The 24,533-nt window shown below is 68.3% G+C and carries 25 protein-coding genes; 12 read left to right on the forward strand and 13 right to left on the reverse strand.

Going from position 1 to position 24,533, the window contains the following annotated elements; genetic code table 11:
- Positions 1–187: 187 nt before the first annotated feature.
- Genes AX681_RS02365 through AX681_RS02390 form a run of 6 tightly spaced genes read right to left on the reverse strand, consistent with a single transcriptional unit; the run spans position 188 to position 6,124 of the window.
- Positions 188–1,057 carry an RDD family protein gene (locus AX681_RS02365; protein ID WP_066656444.1) on the reverse strand — a complete coding sequence of 290 codons (870 nt, stop codon included), beginning with the start codon at positions 1,055–1,057 and terminating at the stop codon, positions 188–190.
- Positions 1,050–2,045, reverse strand: coding sequence for a stage II sporulation protein M (locus tag AX681_RS02370; RefSeq protein ID WP_066656441.1), 996 nt, complete (start codon positions 2,043–2,045; stop codon positions 1,050–1,052). Before AX681_RS02370 ends, AX681_RS02365 begins: the two co-directional genes overlap by 8 nt.
- A complete protein-coding gene (locus tag AX681_RS02375; RefSeq protein ID WP_066656437.1) occupies positions 2,042–3,304 on the reverse strand; it encodes a DUF58 domain-containing protein in 1,263 nt (420 codons plus the stop codon). The genes AX681_RS02370 and AX681_RS02375 overlap by 4 nt, the downstream gene beginning before the upstream one ends.
- Positions 3,301–4,257, reverse strand: a complete 957-nt coding sequence (locus AX681_RS02380) for an AAA family ATPase (protein WP_066656430.1) — start codon at positions 4,255–4,257, stop codon at positions 3,301–3,303. Before AX681_RS02380 ends, AX681_RS02375 begins: the two co-directional genes overlap by 4 nt.
- The gene (locus AX681_RS02385; RefSeq protein WP_066681597.1) at positions 4,254–5,447 is read right to left on the reverse strand and encodes a DUF4350 domain-containing protein; all 1,194 of its coding nucleotides are present in this window, start codon (positions 5,445–5,447) and stop codon (positions 4,254–4,256) included. Before AX681_RS02385 ends, AX681_RS02380 begins: the two co-directional genes overlap by 4 nt.
- Entirely contained in the window at positions 5,444–6,124 is a 681-nt protein-coding gene (locus AX681_RS02390) for a DUF4129 domain-containing protein (protein ID WP_066656425.1), read from the reverse strand. The genes AX681_RS02385 and AX681_RS02390 overlap by 4 nt, the downstream gene beginning before the upstream one ends.
- Before the next feature lie 136 nt (positions 6,125–6,260).
- On the opposite strand from AX681_RS02390, the gene AX681_RS02395 reads away from it, so the two are divergent.
- The 4 genes from AX681_RS02395 to AX681_RS02410 are packed head-to-tail and all read left to right on the forward strand — an operon-like array spanning position 6,261 to position 10,003.
- Positions 6,261–7,682, forward strand: a complete 1,422-nt coding sequence (locus AX681_RS02395; protein WP_443026115.1) for an amidohydrolase — start codon at positions 6,261–6,263, stop codon at positions 7,680–7,682.
- A complete protein-coding gene (locus AX681_RS02400; protein WP_066656419.1) occupies positions 7,679–8,980 on the forward strand; it encodes an amidohydrolase family protein in 1,302 nt (433 codons plus the stop codon). The genes AX681_RS02395 and AX681_RS02400 overlap by 4 nt, the downstream gene beginning before the upstream one ends.
- Positions 8,981–9,003: 23 nt before the next feature.
- A complete protein-coding gene (locus tag AX681_RS02405; RefSeq protein ID WP_066656416.1) occupies positions 9,004–9,636 on the forward strand; it encodes a TetR/AcrR family transcriptional regulator in 633 nt (210 codons plus the stop codon).
- Between the two features lie 46 nt (positions 9,637–9,682).
- Positions 9,683–10,003 carry a hypothetical protein gene (locus AX681_RS02410; RefSeq protein WP_197424210.1) on the forward strand — a complete coding sequence of 107 codons (321 nt, stop codon included), beginning with the start codon at positions 9,683–9,685 and terminating at the stop codon, positions 10,001–10,003.
- 72 nt (positions 10,004–10,075) lie between these two features.
- On the opposite strand, the gene AX681_RS02415 is transcribed toward AX681_RS02410, so the two are convergent.
- Positions 10,076–12,562, reverse strand: a complete 2,487-nt coding sequence (locus AX681_RS02415) for a PhoX family protein (RefSeq protein ID WP_066656411.1) — start codon at positions 12,560–12,562, stop codon at positions 10,076–10,078.
- A gap of 162 nt (positions 12,563–12,724) precedes the next feature.
- Here AX681_RS02415 and AX681_RS02420 point away from each other — a divergent pair, with 162 nt between their 5' ends.
- From AX681_RS02420 to AX681_RS02430, 3 genes are read left to right on the forward strand one after another with little or no spacing between them, the layout of a single operon-like run.
- On the forward strand, positions 12,725–13,240 hold the full coding sequence (locus AX681_RS02420; protein WP_066656408.1) for a hypothetical protein: 516 nt from the start codon (positions 12,725–12,727) through the stop codon (positions 13,238–13,240).
- Positions 13,237–13,704 carry a hypothetical protein gene (locus AX681_RS02425; RefSeq protein WP_156455998.1) on the forward strand — a complete coding sequence of 156 codons (468 nt, stop codon included), beginning with the start codon at positions 13,237–13,239 and terminating at the stop codon, positions 13,702–13,704. Before AX681_RS02420 ends, AX681_RS02425 begins: the two co-directional genes overlap by 4 nt.
- Positions 13,701–14,141, forward strand: coding sequence for a hypothetical protein (locus tag AX681_RS02430; protein ID WP_066662913.1), 441 nt, complete (start codon positions 13,701–13,703; stop codon positions 14,139–14,141). The genes AX681_RS02425 and AX681_RS02430 overlap by 4 nt, the downstream gene beginning before the upstream one ends.
- On the opposite strand, the gene gspD is transcribed toward AX681_RS02430, so the two are convergent.
- The 5 genes from gspD to gspG are packed head-to-tail and all read right to left on the reverse strand — an operon-like array spanning position 14,135 to position 18,299.
- Positions 14,135–16,174 (reverse strand): type II secretion system secretin GspD, encoded by a 2,040-nt coding sequence (gspD, locus tag AX681_RS02435; protein WP_066662905.1) that lies wholly within the window; start codon positions 16,172–16,174, stop codon positions 14,135–14,137. The genes AX681_RS02430 and gspD overlap by 7 nt on opposite strands.
- A 19-nt stretch (positions 16,175–16,193) precedes the next feature.
- Positions 16,194–16,964 (reverse strand): type II secretion system protein N, encoded by a 771-nt coding sequence (locus AX681_RS02440; RefSeq protein ID WP_066662903.1) that lies wholly within the window; start codon positions 16,962–16,964, stop codon positions 16,194–16,196.
- Entirely contained in the window at positions 16,961–17,317 is a 357-nt protein-coding gene (gene gspI, locus AX681_RS02445; protein WP_066662901.1) for a type II secretion system minor pseudopilin GspI, read from the reverse strand. The genes AX681_RS02440 and gspI overlap by 4 nt, the downstream gene beginning before the upstream one ends.
- Positions 17,314–17,781, reverse strand: a complete 468-nt coding sequence (locus AX681_RS02450) for a prepilin-type N-terminal cleavage/methylation domain-containing protein (RefSeq protein WP_066662899.1) — start codon at positions 17,779–17,781, stop codon at positions 17,314–17,316. The genes gspI and AX681_RS02450 overlap by 4 nt, the downstream gene beginning before the upstream one ends.
- Before the next feature lie 5 nt (positions 17,782–17,786).
- On the reverse strand, positions 17,787–18,299 hold the full coding sequence (gene gspG / locus AX681_RS02455) for a type II secretion system major pseudopilin GspG (protein WP_066662933.1): 513 nt from the start codon (positions 18,297–18,299) through the stop codon (positions 17,787–17,789).
- A 57-nt stretch (positions 18,300–18,356) separates the two neighbouring features.
- Between gspG and gspL the strand changes: the two genes are divergently transcribed.
- The 4 genes from gspL to AX681_RS02475 are packed head-to-tail and all read left to right on the forward strand — an operon-like array spanning position 18,357 to position 22,634.
- Positions 18,357–19,445, forward strand: a complete 1,089-nt coding sequence (gene gspL, locus AX681_RS02460) for a type II secretion system protein GspL (protein ID WP_082738069.1) — start codon at positions 18,357–18,359, stop codon at positions 19,443–19,445.
- On the forward strand, positions 19,442–19,939 hold the full coding sequence (gene gspM / locus AX681_RS02465; RefSeq protein ID WP_066662896.1) for a type II secretion system protein GspM: 498 nt from the start codon (positions 19,442–19,444) through the stop codon (positions 19,937–19,939). The genes gspL and gspM overlap by 4 nt, the downstream gene beginning before the upstream one ends.
- An 11-nt stretch (positions 19,940–19,950) precedes the next feature.
- Positions 19,951–21,411, forward strand: a complete 1,461-nt coding sequence (gspE, locus tag AX681_RS02470; protein ID WP_066662928.1) for a type II secretion system ATPase GspE — start codon at positions 19,951–19,953, stop codon at positions 21,409–21,411.
- Positions 21,411–22,634: a type II secretion system F family protein gene (locus AX681_RS02475; RefSeq protein ID WP_066662894.1), complete on the forward strand. Its 1,224-nt coding sequence runs from the start codon at positions 21,411–21,413 to the stop codon at positions 22,632–22,634. Before gspE ends, AX681_RS02475 begins: the two co-directional genes overlap by 1 nt.
- Positions 22,635–22,770: 136 nt before the next feature.
- On the opposite strand, the gene gspN is transcribed toward AX681_RS02475, so the two are convergent.
- A complete protein-coding gene (gene gspN, locus AX681_RS02480) occupies positions 22,771–23,400 on the reverse strand; it encodes a type II secretion system protein N (protein WP_066662892.1) in 630 nt (209 codons plus the stop codon).
- 77 nt (positions 23,401–23,477) lie between these two features.
- Between gspN and AX681_RS02485 the strand changes: the two genes are divergently transcribed.
- Positions 23,478–24,530, forward strand: coding sequence for a penicillin-binding protein activator (locus tag AX681_RS02485; protein ID WP_231733806.1), 1,053 nt, complete (start codon positions 23,478–23,480; stop codon positions 24,528–24,530).
- The last annotated feature ends 3 nt before the right edge of the window (positions 24,531–24,533 follow it).

Genomic DNA, 24,533 nt, shown 5'->3' on the forward strand with positions numbered 1-24,533 from the left:
GGGCTGCGCCCGCCAGCACGAATAGCGCGACGACCGTCCAGCGCAGCGATCCCGGCATGTCGAGCCCCTGGGTCCGGACCACCAGATATTCCAGCGCGATCCCGGCGATCAGATAGCCGAGAAAGATCAGCGGCGGCGGGGCGATGACACCCGGGATGTCTGACTTGGCTTCGGTCATGGCGCGCTTTTAACCCTCCGAATCGAACTTGTCGCGTTTTCGCTTGCCGAACAACAGGCGGCGTTCGAGATGGCGGCGCGCGGCGGCGTAATAGGCGTCGAGGAACGCGCGATCTTCGCCGACATGGGTGCCATTGTCGGGGCGGCCGAGCTTGCGGCGGATCACGCCGGCGACGGTGACGAGGGTGTCGGCGTCATCGCGGTGGAGGATGTCGGCGAGCCGCTGGACCTCCATCTGGCCATAGGTTTCGAGTTCCTCGGGCGTGAAGGCGTAACGCTCGATCCGCTCGGGCTCGGCATCGGCGAGCAGGTCCGGCGCGATCTTCGGCCGCTCATTCTCGACCACCCAGGTGCCCGCGATCAGGTCGCCCGCGCGCAGCCGGTCGCGGTTGAACAGCGGAAACAGCATGAAGATCGCGGTCCAGCCAAAGCCGAACAGGGTGAGCCAGCGGCTGCTGAACCCCTCCGCCTGCGCCGTGAGCAGGAAGATGAGCGGCAGGAACGCCTCGATCTCGCGGGTCAGGTTGCGTGCCAGAACGGCGCCACCGGTGAGCCGCCCGCCGTCGCGCGCCACGACGCGCAGCTTGAGCGCGCGCTTGCCGAGCGTTGCCGCGCGCCCACCACTTTCAAACAGGGTGAAATAGAAATTTCGCAGCAGGAAGAAGCCGAGCAGCCACAGGATCGCCGCGACGCTCGCCGATTGCTGGCTGGTCAGCAGACCCGCCGCTGCGATCGTCAGCGCGATCAGCGCGGCCAGCATGATCGCGGCGTCGATCGTGAATGCCGCCGCACGCGACCCCGCGCTCGCCAGCCGCAGATGCAGCACCGCACCCTCGGGCGTGACCAGCTCGCGGACCAGGCGATCCTTGCGATCAGCCATGGCGGCGGCGTCCGCCGAGCGTGAAATAGACGACCCAGATCGCGAACATCGTCGCAGCGATGGCGAAGCGCGCCGCGTCGGCGGTGATCAGCTGGCGCGCGAACCCTTCGAGCAGGCCGGCGACGAGCAGCATTATGACGACGCCGATCATTACCAGCGCCCCCCGGCGTCCCGCTGCACCGGCGGCGGCGAGGCGGCTGCGCTCGCCGGGGAAGGCGACGGCGCGACCGATATGCAGTCCCGCCGCTCCGGCAAGGATGATCGCGCTGAGTTCGGTCGAGCCGTGGATCATGAGCCAGCCGGTAAAGCCGACTCCCAGTCCCTTTGAGATGAACACGGCGTAGAAGGCGCCGACCATCACGCCGTTGCTCGCGATCAGGAGCAAGGTCGGGATGCCGAAGGCAAAGCCCAGCGCGAAGGCCAAGATCGAAATCTGGCTGTTATGCGTGAACAGAAAGGTCGCGAAGATTTCGAGGCCACCATGTTCGGGCGCGCCATAGATCGATTCGCGCAGTGTCTCGACGCTCGACTGCATGTTGCGGTCGCCGGCGAGTTCACTCGATACGATCGCGCCGAACCAGCCGGGATCGGCCATGACCAGGTAATATCCGGCCACCGCGCTGCCGATGAACAAGGCGGCGATGATCAGGATTTCGGGGACCATGCCCCGCACCGCCGCCGGCCAGCCGTGTGCGAAGAAGCCACCGAGCTGTTTCCAGAAGGAGTCGCGGCAGCCATAGAGGATGAAATAAGCGCGGGTGGACAGGCTCTCCAGATAGGCGATCATCGATCCGTCGAGCGAGGTTTCGCGCGCGATCGACAGCGCCGACAGGGTCGAGCGATAGAGGCGCGGCAGTTCGAACAGATCCTCGCTCGACAGGCGGCGCGGGGATTTCTTCTCGATCAGGTCGAGCATCGCTTCCAGCCGCTGCCAATCGGCTTCGCGTTCGGCGCGGAACTGGCTGACGCCAAAGACGGTGTTGCTCATGGCCGTTCGCGGTCCCGAACATAGCGCTCGGCGAGCGCGAGGGCGAGGTCGTCGGGCGCGGCTTCGAGCACGTCGATGCCGAGCCGCTTCAACCGCTCGATCACGATCCGCCGCTCGCGCAGCAGGGCATGGGCGACATTGGCGCGGATCACGTCGTCGGCGGTTTCGGGCCGCGCCTCCAGAAACGCCTCAAGCTCGATATCGCGGAACAGGACGAAGAGCAGGCGGTGGCGCTTGCGCATCCGTGCCGCCGCGCCGAGCATCAGTTCGGCGCTGGTCGGATCGGTGAATTCGCTGAACAGGATGATGAGGCTGCGGCGCTGGAGCCGCTGGTCGAGCGCGACGAGCGAGAGGGTGAAATTGCTCTCCTGCGCATCGTAATCGAGTTCGGCGGCGGTGCGATGCAGTGTCGCGAAGCCGCGCGCGCCGGTGATGCTGCCCGAATCCGCCGTCGGTCGCCCGGAAAAGCCGAACAGCCGCGCCGTATCGCCCGATTTGAGCGCGACGAACGCGGCGAGCAAGGCGGCAGAGACGGCGCGGTCGATGCGCGGGACGCCGGCAACCGGCTCGCTCATCGTGCGGCCGCAATCGACGGCGAAGACGACGCTGTTGTCGCGTTCGGTGCGATATTCGCGGGCGAGCAGCGAGAGGTGGCGGGCGGTCGCCTTCCAGTCGATCGCGCGGCGCTCCATGCCGGGCTGGAAATCGGTCAGCGCCTGAAATTCGGTACCATCGCCGCTTTCGGGTCGGATGCGCGTGCCGAACTGGCGGCTGCGCAGGAACTGGCGCATCCCCTGTTCGCGCACTGGGCGCAGGTCGGGAAGGATGCGGATGCTGTCATCGGTCGCGGCGCTGCGCTGGCGATAGGCGAGGCCGAGCGGGCCCGATGCGCGCGCCCAGATGCGGGAGAGTTTCGCGGTGCCGCGCCGGGCGGCGGTGTAGCGCAACATATTCTCCTCCCGCGTGCGGGAGGGGAGAGGGTCTAGCGGTGGCGAGACCTCAGCCGCGTAGGCGAGGCCCGGCGTCGCCCCGGCGAGCGCAACCGCTCCGCCGACGTCAACCGCGCTTGGCCCTTCAAGCCTCAGATCGGCGGCACGGATGCGCGACGCGAACAGTCCGTCGAGCAGCACCAGCAGCGCGACACCGAGCGCCCAGGCGACGGCGAGCAGCCAGCCGTCGGGACGCACGACGCCGAGCAGCAGCGCCATCGGCGCCGCCACCAGCGTCAGCGCGACCGCCCGCTGGGTCGGTACGATCAACGCGGTGCCTCGACCCGGTCGATCAGCTGGGCGACGATGTCGTCGGTGCGGCGGCCGTCGATTTCGGCGGCTGGCGAGAGCACGACGCGGTGGCGCAGCAGCGGTTGGGCGAGCAGCTTGACGTCATCGGGGATGACATAGTCGCGTCCTTCCAGTGCTGCGGCGGCGCGGGCCGCTGCGGCGAGCGCGGAGGCGGCGCGCGGCGATGCGCCGTGCGAGAGGTCGGCATGGTCGCGCGTCGCGCGGATCAGGTCGACGACATAGGCGATGATCTCGTCGGCCAGCCGCACGGTCAGCACGGTGTCGCTCGCCGCCTTGAGCGCGTCGGGGGTCGCGACCTGCTCGACGCCGCTGTCCTCGGGCCGGGGCGAGCCGGTGCGGGTGCCATATTGCGCGACAATCGCGCGCTCGGCCGCGGCATCGGGGTATTCGATCGCGAGCTTGAACAGGAAGCGGTCGAGCTGCGCTTCGGGCAGGGGATAGACGCCCTGCTGCTCGATCGGGTTCTGGGTCGCGACGACGGTGAAGCGATCGGACAGCTTCTCGGTCGTGCCGTCGATCGTAACCGCGCGTTCCTGCATCGCTTCGAGCAGGGCGGCCTGGGTCTTGGGCGGGGTGCGGTTGATTTCGTCGGCGAGCAGCAATTCGGTGAACACCGGACCGCGGCGGAGTTCGAAGCTCGAGCTCTGGAAGTTGAACAGGCTGGCGCCGACGATGTCGCCGGGCATCAGGTCCGGGGTGAACTGGATGCGACCGAAATCGAGCCCGAGCGTGCGCGCGAAGCTTTGCGCGAGCAGCGTCTTGGCGGTGCCGGGTGCGCCTTCGAGCAGGACATGGCCGCCCGAGAGCAATGCGATGGTGAGCAGGCGCGTCGCGGTTCCCTGACCGACCACGGCCTTGGCCACCTGAGCATCGATCGCCGCACCGAGGTTGCGGACGTCGTCGAGTGTCATGCCTTCACTTCCTTTCGCCAGTCATCCAGCGCCTGTGCAGCGTGGAGCAGTTCGGTTTCGGTTTTCGCGTCGCGCACCCGCTGCGCGGTTGCTGCATAGGGGGTAGCGGTCGGGATCGCGTCGAGTTGGGCGTCGAGCGCCTCGCCCTGAACGGTACGCGGCAGCGCGAGGCGGCGCGCAGCCCAGTCGCGGATCGCGTCGGCATAGGCGCTGCCCCCCTCGCGCGTGCGGCGGGCGCGGCGGGCAAGGCTGACGATATTGTCGATCAGCGCCGCCTTGCCGAACGGGACCGCGCGCTGTTCGCGGCGGACCGGGCCGAAGCGGACGAGCGTCGCGATCCCGGCGAGCAGCGCCGCGATCAGCAGTGCGATGCTGACTCCGGCAAAGGGCGGCTCGAACGCGAGCTGGAGCAGGTTGCGCCCGCCGCTGCCATAAGGGAGCATCGTGTCGAAGATCACCGTGCCGGGCGCTTGGGGGTCGAGGCCGGCGAGCATCGCCAGCGCGGCACGGGAATTGGCGCGATGCGACAGGCCGTGATTGTTGAGCAGATCCGGGTCGGCGAGGATGAAGATGTTCTTGCCCGGAATCTCCGCCAGCACCGCGCCGCCTTGGGGCGCGGCGATCAGTGGATAGAGCGTGTCGCCGCGCAGCGACTGGAGCGATTCCGGTGGACGAAAGGCAGGGATGGGCAGGCTGGTACGGACGACCAGCGGCCCGGGCTTTTCGCGCTCCACGCTGGCCTCTGCCACCGGAGCGAGCAGCGCTGCGATCCGCTCGGGCGGAAGCAAGCCGATCCGCTGTTCCCGGCGCGGCTGATTGCGTTGCGGCGCGGCGATCCATTTGGGCAGGACGATTAGCACCGGCGCGTTTGGCCCGGCCGCCTCGTCCAATGCCGCCTCCATCTCGGCGCGCGTGGTGCCGGCATTGGGCGTGAGGATCAGGATCCCTTCCTCCGGCCGGTCCGCCGGATCGGCCGACATGCTCACTTCCCCACCGGCCAGCTCGACCAGCTTGGTCAGTCCGTAAAAGCCGGTGGCGAAGCGCGAGGCGGGGCTGGGGATATTGCCGCGGTGACGGTCGATGCGGTCGCCATAGGCGCTGACCAGCAGGAAGCCGAGCGCGAGGATGAACCCCGCTGCGACCAGGATCAGCACCGTGCGGGTGCGGAAGGGGTTGGCGCTCTCGCTCATCGACCGAGCGCGAACGCTGCATAATCGGCGCGCGCGCGTTCCCAGTCGGCCTGCGCGAGCGGGTGACCGGCAAACAGGCTGCGCTCGACATCCGCAACGATGCGACCGAACACCGCGCGGGCGGCATCGGGCAGCGCCTCGATCCGGGCGATGTCGCGGCTGGTCCAGGACGGGCGCAGCGGATCGCCGCGCCAGCGTTCGATATCCTCGACGCTGCGGTGGAGCAGCAGGCGCACCGCTTCGTCATAGCGACCGGTCGCGGCGAGCTGGTCGGCTTCGACCAGCAGGGCGCGGGCGACCGATGCTTCGGGTGCCCAGCCGGGCGTCGCAACGGTCGGGTCACCCGACGCCAGTCGGTTGGCGAGCCAGGCGCGGAGCGGCGGAAAGATCGCGAAGGCTAGCGCGATCACCACCAATGCGATCGCAATCCACATGATCACGGTCCAGCCGCCGCCGACCCATTCGATGAAATTGCCGAGCGCGCGGAACACAGCCCGCAGCCATTCGGGCATTTCGCGCTGTTCCGGGATGAACCACGGGAAGTCGAATTGAATGCTCGCATCGCCCTTGAGCGTGCGATGCGCGGCGTCCGCGCTTGCGGGATCGCCAAACGGGGGCGCGGCGGGCTTAGCGGCCGCGCCATCGCGTGCAGCAGCGCTTGCGCCCTGTGCCGTCATTGCCCCTTGCCCCCCGCAACTGCTTCATACCCTTGGAGCAAATCGGCAAATTGCGCGCAACGCTTTTCGTCCCTAACGTCGCCGGAACGGCGCGACATTCGAGCGCGCGGCATCGGACAGGGAGATTTGCGCGTTGATCCGGATCATCATCGGCACGGCGGCGGCGGCGACGCTGGCGGCGTGCAGCGCTACGGCAGGCGGCAAGCCGCAAAGCGCATCGTCGGAGGCCCCCGCCAAAAAGGGGCCGGGTAAGAACAAGGGGTATGACCACAACCCCTATCCCTCGACCTACAAGCCCTATCCGGGCGTGCCGACGCTGTTGACCAATGTCACGATTTTGGACGGTGAAGGCGGCAGGATCGAGCGCGGCGCGGTGCTGTTCCGCGACGGCAAGATCGTCGAGGTCGGCCAGAGCATCGCCGCACCCGAGGGCACGACGGTGATCGACGGGGCTGGCAAATATGTGACCCCGGGCATCATCGACGTGCACAGCCATCTCGGTGATTATCCGACGCCCAGCGTGCAGGCGCATTCGGACGGCAATGAAGCGACCGGACCGGTCACCGCCGAAGTCTGGGCGGAACATAGCGTGTGGCCGCAGGACCCTGGTTTCAGCCGCGCGCTGGCCAATGGCGGCGTCACCACGCTGCAGATCCTGCCCGGTTCGGCGAACCTGTTCGGCGGGCGCAGCGTGACGCTCAAGAATGTCTATGCCCGCACGATGCAGGGGATGAAGTTCCCCGGCGCGCCCTATGGCCTCAAGATGGCGTGTGGTGAGAACCCCAAGCGCGTCTATGGCAGCAAGGGGCGGATGCCCTCGACCCGCATGGGCAATATCGCGGTCGACCGCCAGACCTGGGCGCGGGCGCAGGACTATAAGAAGCGCTGGGACCGCTATGAGGAAAATGGCGGCGAAGCGCCGTCGCGCGACATGGCGATGGACACGCTGCGCGGCGTGCTGGCGGGCGAGATCATCGTCCACAACCACTGCTATCGCGCCGACGAAATGGCCATCGTCCTCGATATGGCGAAGGAGTTCGGCTACAAGGTCGGCACCTTCCACCATGCAGTGGAGGCGTACAAGATCGCCGACCTGCTCAAGGCCAATGGCACCTGCGCCGCGGTGTGGGCGGACTGGTGGGGGTTCAAGATGGAGTCGTACGACGCCGTCTCCGAGAACCTCGCCATCCTCGAGCGCGAGGGCGCGTGCGGCATGATCCATTCGGACGACGCCAACGGCATCCAGCGGCTTAATCAGGAAATTGCGAAGGTCCGCGCTGCGGCCAAGCGCGCCGGCTTCGTCATCCCCGAGGAAATCGCGTGGAAATGGGCCGCGATCACGCCGGCCAAGGCGCTGGGCATCGACAACGTCACGGGCAGCCTGAAGCCCGGCAAGATGGCGGACGTGGTGCTGTGGAACGGCAATCCGTTCAGCGTCTACACCCGTCCCGAGAAGGTCTGGGTCGACGGCGCATTGCTGTTCGACATGTACAACCCCAAATTGCGGCCGGTATCCGACTTCGAACTCGGCCAGCCCGGATCGGGAGACGTGAAGTGAAGAAGCTCCTGATTGCAGCAGCGGCGATGGGCGCCGCATTCCCCGCCTCTGCGCAGACGGTGGCGGTGACCAATGCGCGTCTGGTGATCGGCGACGGTTCGGCTCCGGTCGAGGGTGGCACAGTGGTAGTGCGCGATGGCCGCGTGGTCGCTGCGGGCGCCGGCGTGGCAGTTCCAGCGGGCGTGCCGGTGATCGATGCTGGCGGGCGCTGGGTCACGCCGGGCCTGTTCGCCGGCTTCAGCAGGGTAGGGATTGTCGAGGTCGATGGCGTCAGCGAGACCGACGATAGCGCGGCCGGCAATTCCGTGTTCAACGCAGCGATCGACGTGTCGTCAGCGGTCAACCCCAAGACCAGCGCGATCACGGTGAACCGTGCCGAAGGCATCACCCGCGCGGTGGTCGCGCCCGAAGCGCGCGGATCGATCTTTGCCGGACAGGGCGCGGTCATCGACCTGGGTGCCGACATGGACGCGGTGAGCAAGCCGCGCGCATTCCAGTTCATGGTCTATGGCGAGGAGGGCGGGCGTCGCGCGGGGGGCAGCCGTCCTGCAGCGATCGCGATGCTCAAGAACATCCTGTTCGAAGTGCGCGACTATGCCCGCGCTCCGGCGAGCTTCGCCGATCGCGGCAAGGATGCGTTGCTGACCCGCGCCGATGCGCAGGCACTCGTGCCTGTCGTCACCGGCCAGGTGCCGCTGCTGGTGCATGTCGAGCGCGCGTCGGACATCTTGGTCGTGCTCGACCTCAAGCGTGAGGTGCCGGGGCTGAAGCTAGTCCTGGTCGGCGCCAATGAGGGGTGGACCGTCGCGCGGCAGATTGCGGCGGCGAAGGTGCCGGTGTTGGCATCGGCGCTGTCCGACCTGCCGGCATCGTTCGAACAGCTCGCCGCGACCCAGTCGAATATCGGCCGGATGCAGGCGGCCGGGGTGCTGGTCGGCATCGGCATGATCAATGACGATGAGGCGCGTCAGGCCCGGCTGATCAAGCAATATGCCGGCAATCTGGTCGCGTTGACCAAGGTGCCGGGCGCGTCCGGGCTCGATTGGGGTCAGGCGTTCGCAACGATCAGTTCCAAGCCCGCGGAGGCGATCGGCCTGGGCGGCGACTATGGCTCGCTGCGCCCCGGCCGCCGCGGCGATATCGTCATGTGGGACGGCGACCCGCTGGAGATCGGGACCGCCGCCGTGCGGGTATTCATCGACGGCATCGAACAGCCGATCGAGACGCGCCAGGATCAGTTGCGCAAACGCTATTTCGATCCGAAGGAAGGCGCCTTGCCCAAGGCGTATCAGCGCTGACCGTCCCCTTTCATCTTGGGTGCGTGGGGAACGCGCCGCGCCGTGCCGGGCGCCCGCGCGATCCCGCCAAATATGCGGCGATCGTCGAGGCGGCCCGGCAGGCGTTTTTCTCGCGCGGCTTCCATGCTGCGACGATCGAGGAGATCGCGGCGGCTGCAGGCGTGTCGAAGGTCACGGTCTATAGCCGGTTCGGCGACAAGGAGACGCTGTTCGAAGAAGTGATCCGCGCCGAGAGCGCCCGGATGTCCGAAGTGTTCGACGCGAGCGTTTCGGACCAGCGGTCGCTGGAGGAGCAGCTCAATGCCTATGGCGTTGCGCTGCTTACCTTCATGTTCAGTGAGGATCATGTCGCGATCGACCGGGTGTTGCTGAACGAAATCTCGCAGATTCCGACGCTCGCGCGACGCTTCTATGAAGCCGGGCCGGGCGTCTGCTTCGGCCGCCTGGCGGAGGTGTTGGCCGAAGCTGCGCGCCGGGGCGAGGTGGAGGTCGACGATCCGCACCTGGCTGCGCAGGATCTGTGCGGGCTGTGGAAGGGCGCGGCGGACATGGGGCTGAAGCTCGGCCTGGAGCCGCTGCCGTCGCCCGAGGCGATCCGAGCGCGGGTCGAGCGTGCAACGCGGCTGTTTCTCAAGATGATCGGATCGAAGCCGTGACGATCGGCGTTAAGCAGTGACGGAGGTGCAGACGATGCGGACGATGATGGCGATTGTAACAGGCGCGGCGCTGCTGGCCGGATGCGGTGGCGGCTCGGACACGGCCCCGAACCCGGCGGCATCGAAGACGCCGCTGGCGTTGAGCGAGACGCAGAAGAAGGTCGTGGCGCTGCCCAAGCGGTTGCAGGACGGCGTCATGCTTCGCGCGATCCGTGATGCGGGCCTGACGTGCCAGGCCGTGACCGAGCTGACCCGGGTCGAAACCCGCGCCGACCGCATCCGCTGGCGCGTGGTGTGCGATAACAGCGAGCCCTATGTGGTCGAAATCACCCCGGACGGAACGGCGCAGATTCGCAGCCGCAACTGAGCGTCAGCGAAGCCCGACACAAATAAGGGGGCGGTCGCGAGACCGCCCCCTTTTCAGTTGGGGTTCACAGGGTCAGAGACCGACGACACCGCCGTCGTTCTTGGTGATCACCACGACCGCCGAACGCGGGCGCGTGCCGGCCGGAGCGGTGCCAGTCGCCTGGGTCGCCGGCCAGCTGCTGTCCGGGGCGGCGGCGGTGCCGTCCTCGCCCGGATGCTGGATGCCGACGAACAGCGTGCGGCCGTCGGGCGTGGTATCGACGCCGGTGATCTCGCACCCGATCGGTCCGACCAGGAAGCGCTTGAGCGTCGCATCGGTGGCCAGCGCACCGCGGCGGGTTGCCTGGGTGCCGGTGGTGCCGCCATTGCCGCGATTGGTGATGGTGACCGCCGCGCCGTCGCCGGTGATCCCGGGGATCGCGAGCAGCATCTGGTTGTTGGTACGATCGGTGAAGGCACCGTCGTCGGTCTGGATCCACAGCAGCGGCTTGACCTGGCCACCCGGGTTGGTCGGGCGCGAGAACCACAGGCCGTCCGGGCTGGAGAAGTCGTTGTTCGCGGTGAGGCCCGAGATGTTGACGTCGCTGTTTGCGTCGACGGAGTCGGCACCGAACAGGTAGATATCCCATCCGAAGCTGAGTGCGGCGGGATCGTCGCCCACTTCGCGCAGGCGCAGGATGTGACCGTTCGGGTTTCCGAACTGGTTCGCCGCACCCTTGGGGTCGTTATAATGGCGCGGGTTGGCGGCGTCGGTGCCGGTGATCGGGCGCAGCGTCGCGTTGTTGTTGGTCAGGGTGAGGTAGATTTCACCGGTCACCGGGTTGGTCGCGGTCCATTCCGGGCGATCCATGCGCGTGGCGCCAACCGCGTCGGCGGCGAGACGGGCGTGCGTCAGAATGTCGGCCTGATCGGCGAAGACATATTCGGGATCGCTGCCCACGGCCGGGCGGTTCGGCACCTGACCGAACACCAGCGGGAGCCAGACGCCCGATCCGTTGGCATTGAAGCGCGCGACGTACAGCGTGCCGGAGTCGAGATATTTGTCGCCGATGGCGAGGCGATCGGTGGCCTGCGCGTCGCTGGCGGTCCAGGTCGCGTTCGACACGAACTTGTAGAAATATTCGCCGCGGGCGTCGTCGCCGAGATAGACGGCAAGCTTCTTGCCGGGCAGGAAGCTGCCGAACCATGCGCCTTCATGGCCCATGCGGCCGAGCGCGGTGCGCTTCCGCGGCGCCTTGGTCTTGTCATACGGGTCCAGCTCCACGCACCAGCCGAACTGGTTGGGCTCGTTGCGCCAGTCAGTGGTCGCCGAGCCGCCAACGGTCGCGCGTGCGTCCCAGCGACGGAACAGCGTGTTGGACGGGTCCGACGGGGTGACAGTGGACCAGCCATAGCCACCGGTGCTGCTGGTGACGCCGTAGCGGCGCAGCGCGACCAGTTCACGCGTCGTGCGCTGCGCATCGTCGCCGCTGCGACGGAAATAGCCCGCCCAGTTTTCTTCACAGGTAAGGTTGGTTCCCCACAGGGTGTGACCGTTGGCGCAGTTGTTGAGCGTGCCGCGACCTGCTGTGCCGTCGGTCGAATAGGGCGTGCGCAGCAGCGTCGATCCGCGCACGGGCCCGTTGAATACCATCGGCGTATTGGGGGTGATGCGGCGGTTGAAGGCCGAGTTCTGGACATAGGTCCAGGCGCGGTTTGCTCCCTCGACCACTTCAGTCACCGACACGCCATGCGCTTCGATTTCCTTGATGGCTTCGGCTTCGGGGCGCACGCCGCCGGGCGACGTCGGGCCAGCCGGATGGAGATACTGGACGTTCAGATTTTCGTGGTTCTGAACGATCAGGCCGCGCACCGAGCTGTTATCGTCGCGCGCGCCGGCCGCCGACAGGCCATACCAGTAGAGCGCGTCGCCATGGTCGCCGATGCGGTTGGCGAAATCGGTGTCGGTGCCGTCATTCTTGTACGCCGGCACGCCCGCAGCGATCGGATCGCCGAGGCGGGTCAGGACGGTCACCGAGTAGCCAGCCGGGACAGTGACGACGTCGTTGCGATTCTTGGCGATCGAGGTGAAGCCCATCTCGGCCGGCTCGATGGTGACCGAGACGCCTTCGATCGTGACCTGACCTGCGGTGTCGGTCGCGCGATATTCGAAGCGGACGGTGCTGTTGACCGAAACCGCTGGCGCAATGAACGACGGGGAGGTCGAGGTCGGGTTCACCAGCGTGACCGTCGGCCCCTGGGTCTGGACCCAGGCTGAGCTGATCGCGCCGTTATCGGTGACATTGGCGTTCAGCGTGACGACGCGACCGGCCTTGGTCGTGCCCGACGCGCCCACCGAAACGATGTTGGGGAAGGGATCGGAGCTCGATGCCGCACTGTCACAGCCGGCCAGCACTGCGCCGCCGAATACCGCCGCCGAAGCCGCCATCGCGCCCGAGCGCAGCGCCTGACGCCGCGAATAGCGCTGTTCGATCATCGCGTTGAGGCTGGGATTGTTGCTGGTGTTGGTATCGACGTCGCCATCGCTATAGGCGAAGCCGTGCGCAGTGAGTTCGGTCATGTCTGTGTCCCCTGAACCCAGGCCCCGTTCGGACCAGGTGCAGGATCGCTGTGGCCGCAGCGCTTTACGGCGTGATGCAGGTTTGCGGACGAACGCGTTGCGATTTCGCGGCAATTTCATGACTGCTGGGCAGGCGGCGGCGGTTTCGCTAGAGGCGACGCGATGACCGCACCCACGGACAGCCTGACCGATCGCCTGATCCGACGCACCATGCGCGCGACGCGGACGCGGCCGAAACTGGCGTTTGTACCGGATATCCGCCTCGCTTTGGCGCTGGCCGGGCTGGTCGCACTTGGCCCGTTGCTCACCATCGTCGGCGCGAAGGGGCTGCGCGCCGGGGTCGAGGCCGAGAACAAGGTGCTCGAGGCCCAGCTGCGGACCCGCACGGCACCCCAGGCAGCCCGCGATGCGGCGGCAGCGGAGCTGCGCGATGCCGTGCGTCGACCGGCATTGGTCGCGACGCTCGAGCGGTTGGCGCGCGCGCTGCCCGACGATGCCCGGCTGGTGTCGGCTGAACGCGACGCAAGCGGGGCGCTGAAGGCAGAGATTGCGACCAACGACCCGGATCTGCTGCGTGGCGCGCTGCGTGTCGATCCACTGCTCGCGGCGCTGCGGGAGGTTGGTCAGCGGCGGACACCGGACGCCCGGGTCGTCGTCATGTTGCGGACGCGCGCATGAGGCGGGGTAGCGTAGCGGCGGGCATCGTCGGTGGCGTGCTTGGGCTTGTGCTGCTGGCGGCTCCATTGGGCGATGCGCTCGGGGCCCTGTGGTCGGCGCGTCAGACCCGCGCCGATCTGACCGCCAGCCTGTCTGCGCCGCTGCCGCCGGTGCGCCCGCTGCTGGTCCCCGAACTCGGCATCACTGCAGCGAATCGCACCATCGCTGCGCGCACCCTCGCCACCACGCTTCGCGGGCGTGCGGCATCGGCGGGTGTGCTGGTCGAAGCGCTTGCACCCGTATCCGCGCCATCCAACCTCGCAGCGCTGCGCGTGCGCCTGTCGGGACAGGAAAAGGCGGTGATCGCGATGCTCGACGGGATCGAGCGCGGCACGCCGCTGGTTCGCTTCCGTAGCTGGCGCGCGACGGCGCTGGCCGATGGCGGGGTGCGGATCGAGGGCGAGGTGGTGGCGGCATGGGAATGAGCCGGACCGAGCTGCGATGGGTGATCGCGGTCGGCATCGCCACGGCACTCGTGCCGGTGATCGCGCTCTTCCCCTATGCGCATACGCCACGGCCAGAGCCGCGTCCCGCCGGCGCGCCGCTGGTGCCGCCGCCGCTGACAGCCCCGGCACGGGTGTTTGACCGCCCCCTGTTTGCCGCAGCCGAAGCCAGCACCGCGCCAGCCGACGCACCGGTACTGACAGGCATTGCCGGCCGCTTGAATCGCGACGCAGTGGCGCTGGTCCGCAGCGCCGATGGCAGCGCGCGGACGCTGGCGGTGGGCGAAAGCATCGATGGCTGGCGGCTCGAGAGCCTCGCCATCGATGCGGCGTTTTTCACGCGCGGGCGCGAGCGGGTGCGCGTGGCGATGCAGGGTGAGAGCGGCGATGGGGCCGCTCAAATCCCCGAGGATCAGTAAATCCCGTCAATCTCCAGCGTCAGCCGGGGCTGCAGCGGCTTGAGCAGCAGGTTGCTCGGCGAATTGAGGTCGAGTTCCTCGGCGCGGAGGCGCGCATATTTGGCCTTGGCGATGGCGGAGGCGTCCTCGCCATTGCGCAGGATCGTCGGCTTGAGGAAGATGAACAGCGTCCGCTTCTGGCGGCTCTCGCGGCGCGCCTTGAACAACTCGCCGAGGATCGGGATGTCGCCCAGGATCGGCACCTGGCTCTTCACCTGACCATAATCGTCCGAGGTGAGGCCGCCGAGCACGATCGTCTGACCATTGTCGGCGAGCACGGTCGTGGTGATTGCGCGGCGATTGGTGATCAGATCGGTCGCCTGGGTCAGCTGGGTTGCGGCGATCGACGAAGCTTCCTGTACGACCTCAAGCCGGATCGTGTCGCCGGCGTTGATGCGGGGCAGCACCTTGAGCGTGATGCCGACATCCTTGCGCTCGATCGACGTGTAGGGGCGAACGTTGCTCGAGTCAGTCAGGATCGATCCCGTGACGAACGGCACCTCCTGCGCCACAACGAACTCGCCGACCTTGTTGTCGAGCGTCGTGATCTGGGGCGTCGAGAGCAGGTTCGACTTGGTCGAGGTGCCGAGCGCCTGAACAAGGATCGAGAAGTCGTTGCCGATCGCGACGTTACCGGTGAAGCCCTGGCCGAGGATCGACCCGGCGGGGACGCCGAGCGCGGTCAGAATTGCGCCGAGCGAGGGGCCGGCGGTGGTGAACGATGTCCCTGCGCCCTCGACCCGATTGAGCGCTGCGCCGCTGGTGCCGAGCTGGACTGCCAGCGCCTCTGCCTCCTCGCCGGTGATTTCGGCGATGGCGGCTTCGATCAGCACCTGTGGGCGGCGGACGTCGAGGTCGGTGATCAGCCCTTCGAGCGCGGCAATCGCGCTGGGAGTGCCGCGCACAACGACGGCATTGATGTCGGGCGAGGGCTGCACGGTCAGCTCGGGCGTCGAAAAGCCTTGCGGCGTCGCTTCCTGCTGCTGGCCAAGCTGGGCCGACTGCGCGGTCGCGGCCGCTGCTGCCGTCGCGGCAGTTTCGGCGGAGCTGGTCCCGCCCGAAGCGATCAGGCCCCCGAGGACGCCGGTCGGGCTGCGGGGGTTGTTGCGCGATCCCGACAGGCTCCGCGCGACCGGGTTGGTGGTGGTTGCTTCCTGACCCAGGATGCCGCGCAGCACTTCGGTGACCGACTCGGCATCGGCATAGTTCAGGCGGAACACCCGCGTCATCGGAGTCGCGCCGCCGGGGGCGTCGAGCGAGGCGGCCATGCGGCGGGCATCGGCAACGGCGGCGGGCGATCCGCGCACGATGATCGTGTTGCTGCGCGCATCCGCCGCGACGCGCGCACCGCCCGAGGCCGCGTCGCCCAGCACGGTCTGAAGCGCCTGCGCCACTTCCGGCGCGCTGCCGTTGCGCAGGGTGATCGTGGCGAAGGTCATGCCGCTGCCATTGCCGTCGAGCGAGCGCAGGATCGCCTCCACGCGGCGGACATTGTCGGCATAGTCGGTGACGACGACGGCGTTGGGCTGAGCCAGCGGTTCGACGCTGCCGAAGCTGGCGACCAGCGGACGGACGACACGGGCGGCCTCGGCGGAGGGCACGTTGGACAGGCGGATCATCCGCGTCACCAGTTCCTGCCCCGATGCCGAGCGCGACGAGACGCCGCCGTCGCGCACCGCGTTGCTGGCCGGCACGATGCGCCAGGCGCGTCCGGAGCGGACCGCGGCAAAGCCATTGGCGCGCAGGACCGACAGGAACAGCTCCCACACGCCCGCCGAGGTCAGCGGAGTGGCGGAAGTGACGGTGACGCTGCCCTTCACCGCCGGGTCCAGGATCAGCGTGCGGCCGGTGAGGCGCGAGATCTGATCGGCAACGTCCGCGATCTCGACCCCGCGCATGTTGACGACGATGTCGGCGCTATCGGCCTGGGCGGCCAGCACCGGCTGGGCGGTCATGGCGGCGAGCGCGATTGCGAGAGCGGTCTTGCGGATCATGTGCGGCACAATGACTTCCCTAGCGGGTCGGGATGGTCAGCGTCACGGGCTTTCCATCGCGGGTGATCTGGACTTGGACGGAGCCGCGGCTTTGCGCGGCGGCAAAGGCGGACGCGGCGCTTGCGGGGCTGGTCAGCGGGGTCCCGCCGATCGAGGTGATGACGTCGCCGCTCTGCAGACCGGGCGGGGCGTTGGCGCCGACCTGCATCCCGCCGCCGGGGGCGGGGGTCATCGCGGCGAGCGCGGCTGCAGCGCCAGCGGGCGCGGCGGCGGGCGCCGCAGCCGCAGGTGGCGGCGCTGGTGGAGCGGCGGCCTTTTGCTGCTGCTCGGTCGTCAGCGCGGGATCGGGAAAGGCGAGATATTCGATCCGGCCCGCGACGCGCAGGATCACGCGGTCGCGCAGGATCCCCTCGATCGTGCCGCCGCCGGGGGCTTCACCGATGCGAAAGGGCTTGGCCGGCTCGCCGCTCACTTCGATATAGGCGACGGAGAGTGCAGCGGGGCTGGCGGCGAACACGCCCTTGAGCTTGAGCGGCAATGCGGTCGGCTGGCTCGCGTCGGTCGCGGCGCCCTTGCCGAAGGGTGCGAAGGCGAGGGCGGGGGTGATGTCGGCGGTGACCGCGACGGGGCGTGCGCCCGACGGGATGGTGACCGCGCCCGTGCTGGCATGGCCCGCGATCCGCCAGGTGAGGCCGGCAAGCGCGATCGCGACCGAGACGACGACTGCGCCGGTGACGAGATCGAGCGTCGTGCGCGCCTGACGCGGCGAGAGGTCGGGGAAGCGGATCATGTCCGTGCGCCCTCCACGAAGCCGTCGAGCGATGCAAGCGGCGAACGTTCGCCCTCTGGAATCACCTGGATGCGGACCTTGTCGATCGCGGGGTCTTCGGTGCGGGTGCGGGCGACTTCGACCTGCCATTGCTGGCCGAGCAGTTCGACCTGCTTCTGTGCAGCGGCGGGGTCGGCGAGCTGGAGTTCGGCAAGGCGATTCTCGGCCACCCACATCGCGGCGGCGCGGCGTTCGAGGCCGCGGGTCGAATCGACATGGCTCTCGACCGCGCGGACGAGGCCAACGGTGGCGATGGCGAGCACAGCGAGGGCGACCAGCGCCTCGATCAGCGAGAAGCCGTCGTCGGTCTTCACGAGGCTTTGGCCCGGCTGGCGGTGGCGGTCACGCCGTCATAGCGGACGATCCACACCTGCTCGCCATTGCTGATCGTCGCGTTGAGCGGCTTGCCCGAGCCATCCACGCCCATCATCACCGGGGGCGTCACGTCGAGTTCTACGGCGATTCCCCCGGGCAGGCGGTGGAAGGCGAGGCCATCGGAGAGCGGCGCCATCGATCCGTCGCGGCCGACCGCAGCGAACCCGTAGCCGTCCTTTTCGACAGTGAAGGCGATGATGCGGTCGCCGATCATCGCATCGTCGGCGGCAGCCTGAAGCCGCAGGGCGAGGCGGCGCGCTTCGGTTTCGACCGAGGGGGCGCGGGTGGCCGAGCCGATGCCGAGCGCGACTCCGCCCGCTGCAACGCCGATGATGACGAGCACGATCAGCATTTCGATGAGCGTCATGCCGCGCTCACCGGTGCCGATGCTGCCCCCACGCATGTGCCTTATCCGCCCTTGGCGGGCGTCTGGGCCGCGTCGCGCGAATCGAGGTCGGCATCGAGATCGGTGCCGCCGGGCTTGCCGTCGCGCCCCAGCGACTTGAGCTCGAAGCTGCTGCCGGTCGAAACATAGGTGTAGGGGTTGCCCCAGGCGTCGACCGGAGCCGACTTCACATAGCCGCCATCGGGCCAGGCGGTGGGGAGGGGCGGGGTGGTCGGCTTTTCGACCAGCGCCTTCAGCCCCTGTTCGGTCGTCGGATACTGGCCATTGTCGAGCCGATAGGTGGTGAGCGCACTCGAGAGGGTGACGAGGTTGGTCTTCGTTGTGGTCACGCGTGCCTGATCGGGGCGGCCAACGACGTTCATCGTCACCAGTCCCGCGACAATCGCGATGATGACGAGGACGACGATCATCTCCAACAGGGTGAGGCCCGCCTCGCCGTGCGGAACCGCCGGACGCTTGCTCTTCGCGGCATCGACTGCCACGGTGTCATCGAACTGTTTCAAAACTATGCGCATCGCGGCCCCATGCGTCCCCATCGTGAAAGCCATGTTACAGCCGGAGCACCCCACAGCATGACCGGCCAAGCCATTTCGAGCGCCACGGAATCCCGCGCCACCGGCGTGTGGACGCTGGTGGGCGGTCGCGCGATCATAGCCGAGCCTGAAGGCCCTGCAACCATCCTCGTCCCGAGCGAATCGGTATTGCTGCTGCGCGTCGCCCTACCGCTGCCGAGTCGCGCGAAGCGGGTCGAGGCGCTGCCGTTCGCGATCGAGGACCGGATCGCCGACCCGATCGAGTCGGTGCATATCGCGCTGGGGGCAGAGATTGCGCCGCAGACCTATCTGGTGGCGGTTGTGCGCCATGCGCAGATGGCGGCGTGGGTCGAGGCGGCCGAACTGGGCGGGCTGGGCCATGCCGCGATCGTGCCCGATGCTCTGGCCCTGCCTGTGCCGGAAGCGGGCGAGTGGGTTGCCGAGGCCCGCGACGGTCGGGTGCTGGTGCGCAGCGGCGACGGCACCGGATTTGCGCTGCCCACCGCGCTGGTTGGTCCGGCATGGGAGCGGGCGGGGCGTCCGCGCATCTGGACGGTCGGCGCACATCCGATCGGCGAGTTGCCTCAGGCGCTCTGGACCGGTGGAGGTGGGTTGACCGATCGGCTGGCCACCCCCGCGATCGATCTCAGGCAGGGTCTGTATGCGCGGCGCGCGGCAGCGGGCAGCAGCTGGAAGAAGCGGCTGGCATGGATCGCGGCCGCGGGGATCGCCGCGCATGTCGTGATCGCAGCGGCGGATGCCGTGATGCTGCGCGTGATTGCCGAGCGTCGGGCCGAGGATGTGCGATCGGCCGTGGCGCAGGCTGCCCCCGGGGCCAATCTCTCCGGCGATCTGGAGGCGTCGGTGGTCGGCATGCTGCCCGTTGCGGGTCCGCCGCCGGGCAAGTTCGTGCCCGCCGTCACCGCTGCGTCACGCGCACTTGCCCCGCTATCGAGCGTGGTCACCGCCCGGGCGATGCGGTTTGAGGGCAATGCGCTGATACTCGAGATCGAGCCGGGGCCACCCGACCTGCCCGAGCGCGTCCGCGCGGCATTTCGCGCAGCTGCGGTTGCGGCGCAGGTTGGTGCAGGGGCGGATGGCGCCATTCGCGTAACGGTGACGGCATGAAGATCGAACGTTCACCGACTATCGACGCGGCGGTGCTCCGGCTGTCCACGTGGTGGAACGGGCTGGCCCCGCGTGAGCGGGTGCTGGTCGGCACGCTCGGTGTGTTGCTGGGCGGGCTGGTGCTGGTGTTCGGGATCGTCAAGCCGCTGCAGGGCGCGCGCGCCGATGCGATCGCCGATATCCGCAGCCATGAGACGCTGGCGGCGCGTGTGCGTGCGGCGGGAACCTTGGTCGCGCCGGGCACTCAGCCCAAACTGGCCGATGGCCCCCCGATCGAAGCGGCACAGGCGGCGGCGAGCGCTGCGGGACTGACGGTAACGCTGACGCCCGGTGGGGCGGGTGCGACCGGGCAGGTGGCGGAAGCCAGCTATGAAGCCGTGGTCGGCTGGATCGCGGCGGTCGAGCGCACGACGGTGTTGCGCGCGCGGCGGGTCGACTTGACCAAGGGCAGCGCCCCGGGCCGCGTGAGCGCGAACGTGGAGTTCGGCCAGTGAATGCGGTGACGATGGATTTGCCGAGCCTGCCCTATAGCTATGCGCGCAATCATGGCGTGGTGCTGCGGGTCGGGGCGGATGGGGTGGAATGCCTGCATCGCCCCGACGCGGCGCTCGATGCGCTGCTCGAAGTCCAGCGGATCGCCCCGGGCGTGCGCTTCGTCCCCGTAGCCGATGGCGCGTTCGACCAGGCGCTGGCGGCCAGCTATTCGGGCAGTGCGGGCGCTGCGGCGGAGCTGGATCTAGGCGGCATGGACCTCGCCGCGCTGGCGGACAGCGCGGCGGCGGTCGATGATTTGCTCGATTCGCGCGACGATTCGCCGGTGATCCGTCTGATCAACGCGCTGTTGCTGGAGGCGGTGAAGGAAGGCGCGTCGGACGTGCATGTCGAGACGCAGGAAAAGCGCGTCGTCGTGCGCTTTCGCATCGATGGCGTGCTGCGCGACAAATTGGAGCCGCGCCGCGAGCTGGCACCGCTGCTGGTCAGCCGCATCAAGGTGATGGCGAAGCTCGACATTGCCGAAAAGCGCGTGCCGCAGGATGGGCGCGTGACGCTGCGGATCGGCGGGCATGATGTCGATGCGCGCGTGTCCACCATCCCGACCCAGCATGGCGAGCGGGTGGTGATGCGCTTGCTGGAAAAGGGCTCGCTCAGCCTCGACATGGAGGCGCTGGGGATGAGCCAGCGCGACCGCGACGTGTTCGCGCGCCTGCTCGAACGGCCGCACGGCATGCTGCTCGTCACCGGCCCGACCGGATCGGGCAAGACGACCAGCCTCTACGCCGCGCTCCACCGGCTGAACGACCGGAAACGCAACATCATGACGGTGGAAGATCCGATCGAATATGAACTTGCCGGGGTCGCGCAGACTCAGGTGAATACGCGGACCGGCATGACCTTTGCGCGCGGGCTGCGGGCGATCCTGCGTCAGGACCCCGATGTCATCATGGTCGGCGAGATCCGCGATCAGGAAACGGCGGAGGTCGCGGTGCGATCGGCGATGACCGGGCATTTCGTGTTGTCGACGCTGCATACGAACAGCGCCGTCGGATCGGTCACGCGGCTGATCGACATGGGGGTCGAGCGCTATCTGCTCGCGCCGATGCTGGTCGGCGTCGCGGCGCAGCGGCTGGTGCGGCGGTTGTGCCCCAGCTGTCGGCGGCAGGATGTCGCCAGCGAGGGCGATTCGCTGTTGCTGGGTGGTGCGCTCAAGCCGGGCAAGAAGCTGTGGCGCGCGGTCGGATGCGAGGATTGCCACGGCGACGGCTATCGCGGCCGGGCCGGCATCTATGAAGTGGTGTCGATCGACGACAAGCTCCAGGCGATGATCCATGAGGGCGCATCCGAGGCGGAGATCGAGGCGTATGCGCGGCGCAGCAACCCTTCGTTGCTCGACGATGGCGTCGACAAGGTGCGCGCCGGGATCACCACCGTCGAAGAAGTGGCGCGCGTGGTGAGGGACGAAGCCTAGTGCCCGCCTTCACCTATCGCGCCGCCGACCGCAGCGGCGCGCAGAAAAAGGGTGTTGTCGACGCCTCCAGCCCCGCCGCCGCCCGCGCGCTGCTGCGCGATCAGGGGCTGTTGCCGCTGGCGGTCGAGGCGGCGGGGGAGCGGCGGTCGGTGGGGAGCATCCAGCTGCCCAGGCTGGGCCGATCCGGCATGAGCGCGCGCGAACTGGCGACGGCGACGCGGCAGATTGCGACGCTGGTCGGCTCCGACATCCCGGTTGAGGAAGCGCTGCGGCTCGCGGCGAATCAGTCGGAGACGCAGCGGGTGTCGGCGATCCTGATGGAGGTGCGTGGCGCGATCCTCGATGGGCGCAGCTTTGCCAGTGCATTGTCAACGCATCCCAAGACCTTTCCCGAATTCTACCGCGCATCGGTCGCGGCGGGGGAGGCGTCGGGCAAGCTGACTGATGTGCTCGGGCACCTCGCCCATTTCGTCGAGAACCGGCAGGCGAATGCGCAGAAGCTGCAGCTGGCGCTGCTTTATCCCGGGCTGCTGGCGACGGTATCGCTTGGCGTCATCGTCCTGCTGCTGGTCTATGTCATCCCGGACATCGTCAATGTGTTCGTGTCGCGCGGGACCGACCTGCCGCTGCTGACCCGTGTCCTGATTGCGGTGTCGGGGTTCCTGCAGGCGTGGGGACTGTACCTGCTGATCGCGGGGCTGCTGGCCTATCTCGCCTTCAACCGCTGGGCGGCGATCCCGGCGAACAAGCTGAAGGTGCATCGGGGCTTCACCGAACGCTGGCCGTTCAAGCGCTTCTCCCGCCAGCATAATGCCGCGCGTTTTGCGGGCAGCCTGGCGACATTGGTCGAGAGCGCGGTGCCGCTGGTCGATGCGCTGCACGCTGCGGCGGCGGTGACGCCGAACCTGTGGGTGCGGGCGCGAGCGATGCACGTCGCGGCGCGGGTGCGCGAAGGCATCAGCCTGCGCGCAGCGATGGCGGAGGCGGGCGTGTTCCCGCTGATGCTGACCGCGATCGTCGCGTCGGGTGAGGCATCGGGGAAGCTGGGACCGGCTTTGTCGCGCGCTGCCGATGAGCTCGACAGGGAGCTTGACGCCATCACGACTGCGCTGGTCGCGCTGGTCGAGCCGATGGTGCTGTTGCTCATGGGTGGGATGGTGCTGATGATGGTGCTGGCCATCCTGCTGCCGATCATCAATCTGAATGATCTGGTGACGTTGTAGCGGCTGTGGGCCCGCCATCCATCTCTCCTCCGTCACCCTGAACTTGTTTTAGGGGCCACCGTTCCCAAGGCGACGCGGTCGCTGGTGGCACGGTGGATGCTGAAACGAGTTCAGCATCACGGAATTAGAGGGGGGCTTAAAGCTCCCCGGCCATGCTCGCCCCGGCGGGCAGCCCGGCGAAGGGCAGGATGCGCGCGCCCTCCGGGGTCATGCGGATCGTGAGCTGGCCGTCCTCGCTGAGCGTCGCGGTCATCAGGATCTGGCGCTGCTGGGCGCGGGGGGTGAGGCGGATCTGAGTGGTGTTACCGATCTTTTCGGAGACCAGCAGCAGCGGCGGGACGGGGACCGGTGCGCCGCCGCCCTTAGGGGTGCAGGTGCCGGCGTCAGTGGTCAGGCGCCCGTCGATGCCCTGGCTCGACCCGCCGACCGCGATCCGGTCGAACTCGAGCTGCATGACCATGTCGCAGGTGAAGGGGAGGTTGGGCTGGAGCGCCTGAAGCAGCGTCGCATGCGCGCTGCCGCTGACCTTGTCGAGCACCGTGCTGCTGAACCCGGCGAGTGCCCGGCCGCCCATGTCGGTGTCGGGGCCGGTCGCGGTCCAGTCCGCCGCGAAGCCGAGGCTGGTGAGCGAACGCAGCGGCGCCCAATGCCATTCGAACTTGCTGCCGCCCGCGACGCCGACCTCGCCATTCCATACCGTTCCGGCGACGCCGGTGCGCCACGGGCGGTTCTTGACGATCACGCTGGCGGGCATGGTCGCGACCATGGCGAGGGCATAAGCGGCTATGCCCAGCGCGACGAAGACGGTAAGACGCCGGCGAGCCGACCAGGATGCCCGTGAAAATGCCGCCGATTCGACGCCGTGCGCTACTGACCGCTCTGGGATCGGGGCTGGTATTGCCGTCGGCATTGGTTGCTGGTCCCTCTGTCTTCGCGGCCGACAAGGTCAAGCGTGACAAGCGGCCGGTGGCGTTGCTGCTGCCCCTGTCAGGGCCGCGCGCCGCGCTGGGCCTTAGCATGCGTCAGGGCGTGTTGCTCGCTGATTCTGGGCCGGAACTCACCGCCTATGATACCGGCGGGACGCCCGAAGGCGCGGCGCTGGCGGCGCGCAACGCGCTGAAGGCCAAGGCTGCGATGATCCTGGGGCCGGTGACCGCCGAGGAACTGAACGCGGTGACGGCTGCGGTTGCGCGGCGGGTGCCGGTGATCGCCTTTACCAACAATGCGGTCGCGCGCGGGCCGGGCAGTTTCGTGTTCGGGATTACCCCGGCACAGGTGACCAGCGCGGTGCTGCGCTATGCCCGATCGCGCGGGGTGCGCAGTGTGGTGGTGGTCGACGACGGATCGCCATGGAGCGTTGCGGCGGCGCTGGCGGCGGGCAAGATGCAAAGCGAGGTCGGGCTGGACGTGCGGTCGCTGACCGTGGTCGAGGGCCAGCCTTTGCCAGCCGCCGGGGATGCACCGGACGCGGTACTGTTGCCGGGGAGCAGCGAGACGGTGCTGGCGGCGGCGCGCAACCTGAAGGGCACGGGCGTGCAGTTGCTGGGTACGGTCCAGGCGCTCGATCATCGGCCGGCGGCGCTCGAGACGCTGGACGGTGCGTGGATCGCCAGCCCCGACCCAGCGGCATTCGGCAAATTCGCCGCAGAGTTCCGGTCACGCCATGGCGGCACGCCGGGGGCGCTGTCGGCGCTGGCCTATGACGCCGGCGGGGTGGTCAAGGTTTTGCGAAGCAAGGGCGCGCTCGATGAGGCGGCGTTGCTGGCCGAGACCAGCTACCCCTGTATCACGGGCAATGCGCGCTTTCGCAGCGATGGCAGCGTCGCGCGCGAGCTGGCGATCCTGGTCGCCGGGGCGCAGGGCTATGCGCCGGTGGCGGTGAGCCTGGGGGCGTGAACG

The sequence above is a fragment of the Sphingomonas sp. CCH9-E2 genome (assembly GCF_001557215.1).
In the GTDB taxonomy this organism is placed as follows: domain Bacteria; phylum Pseudomonadota; class Alphaproteobacteria; order Sphingomonadales; family Sphingomonadaceae; genus Sphingomonas.

Bases quoted from the DNA above. Each gene is read 5' to 3' on its own strand.
- AX681_RS02365 (WP_066656444.1), bottom strand. From the start codon at position 1,057: ATGGCTGATCGCAAGGATCGCCTGGTCCGCGAGCTGGTCACGCCCGAG.
- AX681_RS02370 (WP_066656441.1), bottom strand. From the start codon at position 2,045: ATGAGCAACACCGTCTTTGGCGTCAGCCAGTTCCGCGCCGAACGCGAA.
- AX681_RS02380 (WP_066656430.1), bottom strand. From the start codon at position 4,257: ATGACACTCGACGACGTCCGCAACCTCGGTGCGGCGATCGATGCTCAG.
- AX681_RS02385 (WP_066681597.1), bottom strand. From the start codon at position 5,447: ATGAGCGAGAGCGCCAACCCCTTCCGCACCCGCACGGTGCTGATCCTG.
- AX681_RS02390 (WP_066656425.1), bottom strand. From the start codon at position 6,124: ATGACGGCACAGGGCGCAAGCGCTGCTGCACGCGATGGCGCGGCCGCT.
- AX681_RS02410 (WP_197424210.1), top strand. From the start codon at position 9,683: ATGGCGATTGTAACAGGCGCGGCGCTGCTGGCCGGATGCGGTGGCGGC.
- AX681_RS02415 (WP_066656411.1), bottom strand. From the start codon at position 12,562: ATGACCGAACTCACTGCGCACGGCTTCGCCTATAGCGATGGCGACGTC.
- AX681_RS02420 (WP_066656408.1), top strand. From the start codon at position 12,725: ATGACCGCACCCACGGACAGCCTGACCGATCGCCTGATCCGACGCACC.
- AX681_RS02425 (WP_156455998.1), top strand. From the start codon at position 13,237: ATGAGGCGGGGTAGCGTAGCGGCGGGCATCGTCGGTGGCGTGCTTGGG.
- AX681_RS02430 (WP_066662913.1), top strand. From the start codon at position 13,701: ATGAGCCGGACCGAGCTGCGATGGGTGATCGCGGTCGGCATCGCCACG.
- gspD (WP_066662905.1), bottom strand. From the start codon at position 16,174: ATGATCCGCAAGACCGCTCTCGCAATCGCGCTCGCCGCCATGACCGCC.
- AX681_RS02440 (WP_066662903.1), bottom strand. From the start codon at position 16,964: ATGATCCGCTTCCCCGACCTCTCGCCGCGTCAGGCGCGCACGACGCTC.
- AX681_RS02450 (WP_066662899.1), bottom strand. From the start codon at position 17,781: ATGCGTGGGGGCAGCATCGGCACCGGTGAGCGCGGCATGACGCTCATC.
- gspG (WP_066662933.1), bottom strand. From the start codon at position 18,299: ATGCGCATAGTTTTGAAACAGTTCGATGACACCGTGGCAGTCGATGCC.
- gspL (WP_082738069.1), top strand. From the start codon at position 18,357: ATGACCGGCCAAGCCATTTCGAGCGCCACGGAATCCCGCGCCACCGGC.
- gspM (WP_066662896.1), top strand. From the start codon at position 19,442: ATGAAGATCGAACGTTCACCGACTATCGACGCGGCGGTGCTCCGGCTG.
- gspE (WP_066662928.1), top strand. From the start codon at position 19,951: ATGGATTTGCCGAGCCTGCCCTATAGCTATGCGCGCAATCATGGCGTG.
- gspN (WP_066662892.1), bottom strand. From the start codon at position 23,400: ATGGTCGCGACCATGCCCGCCAGCGTGATCGTCAAGAACCGCCCGTGG.
- AX681_RS02485 (WP_231733806.1), top strand. From the start codon at position 23,478: ATGCCGCCGATTCGACGCCGTGCGCTACTGACCGCTCTGGGATCGGGG.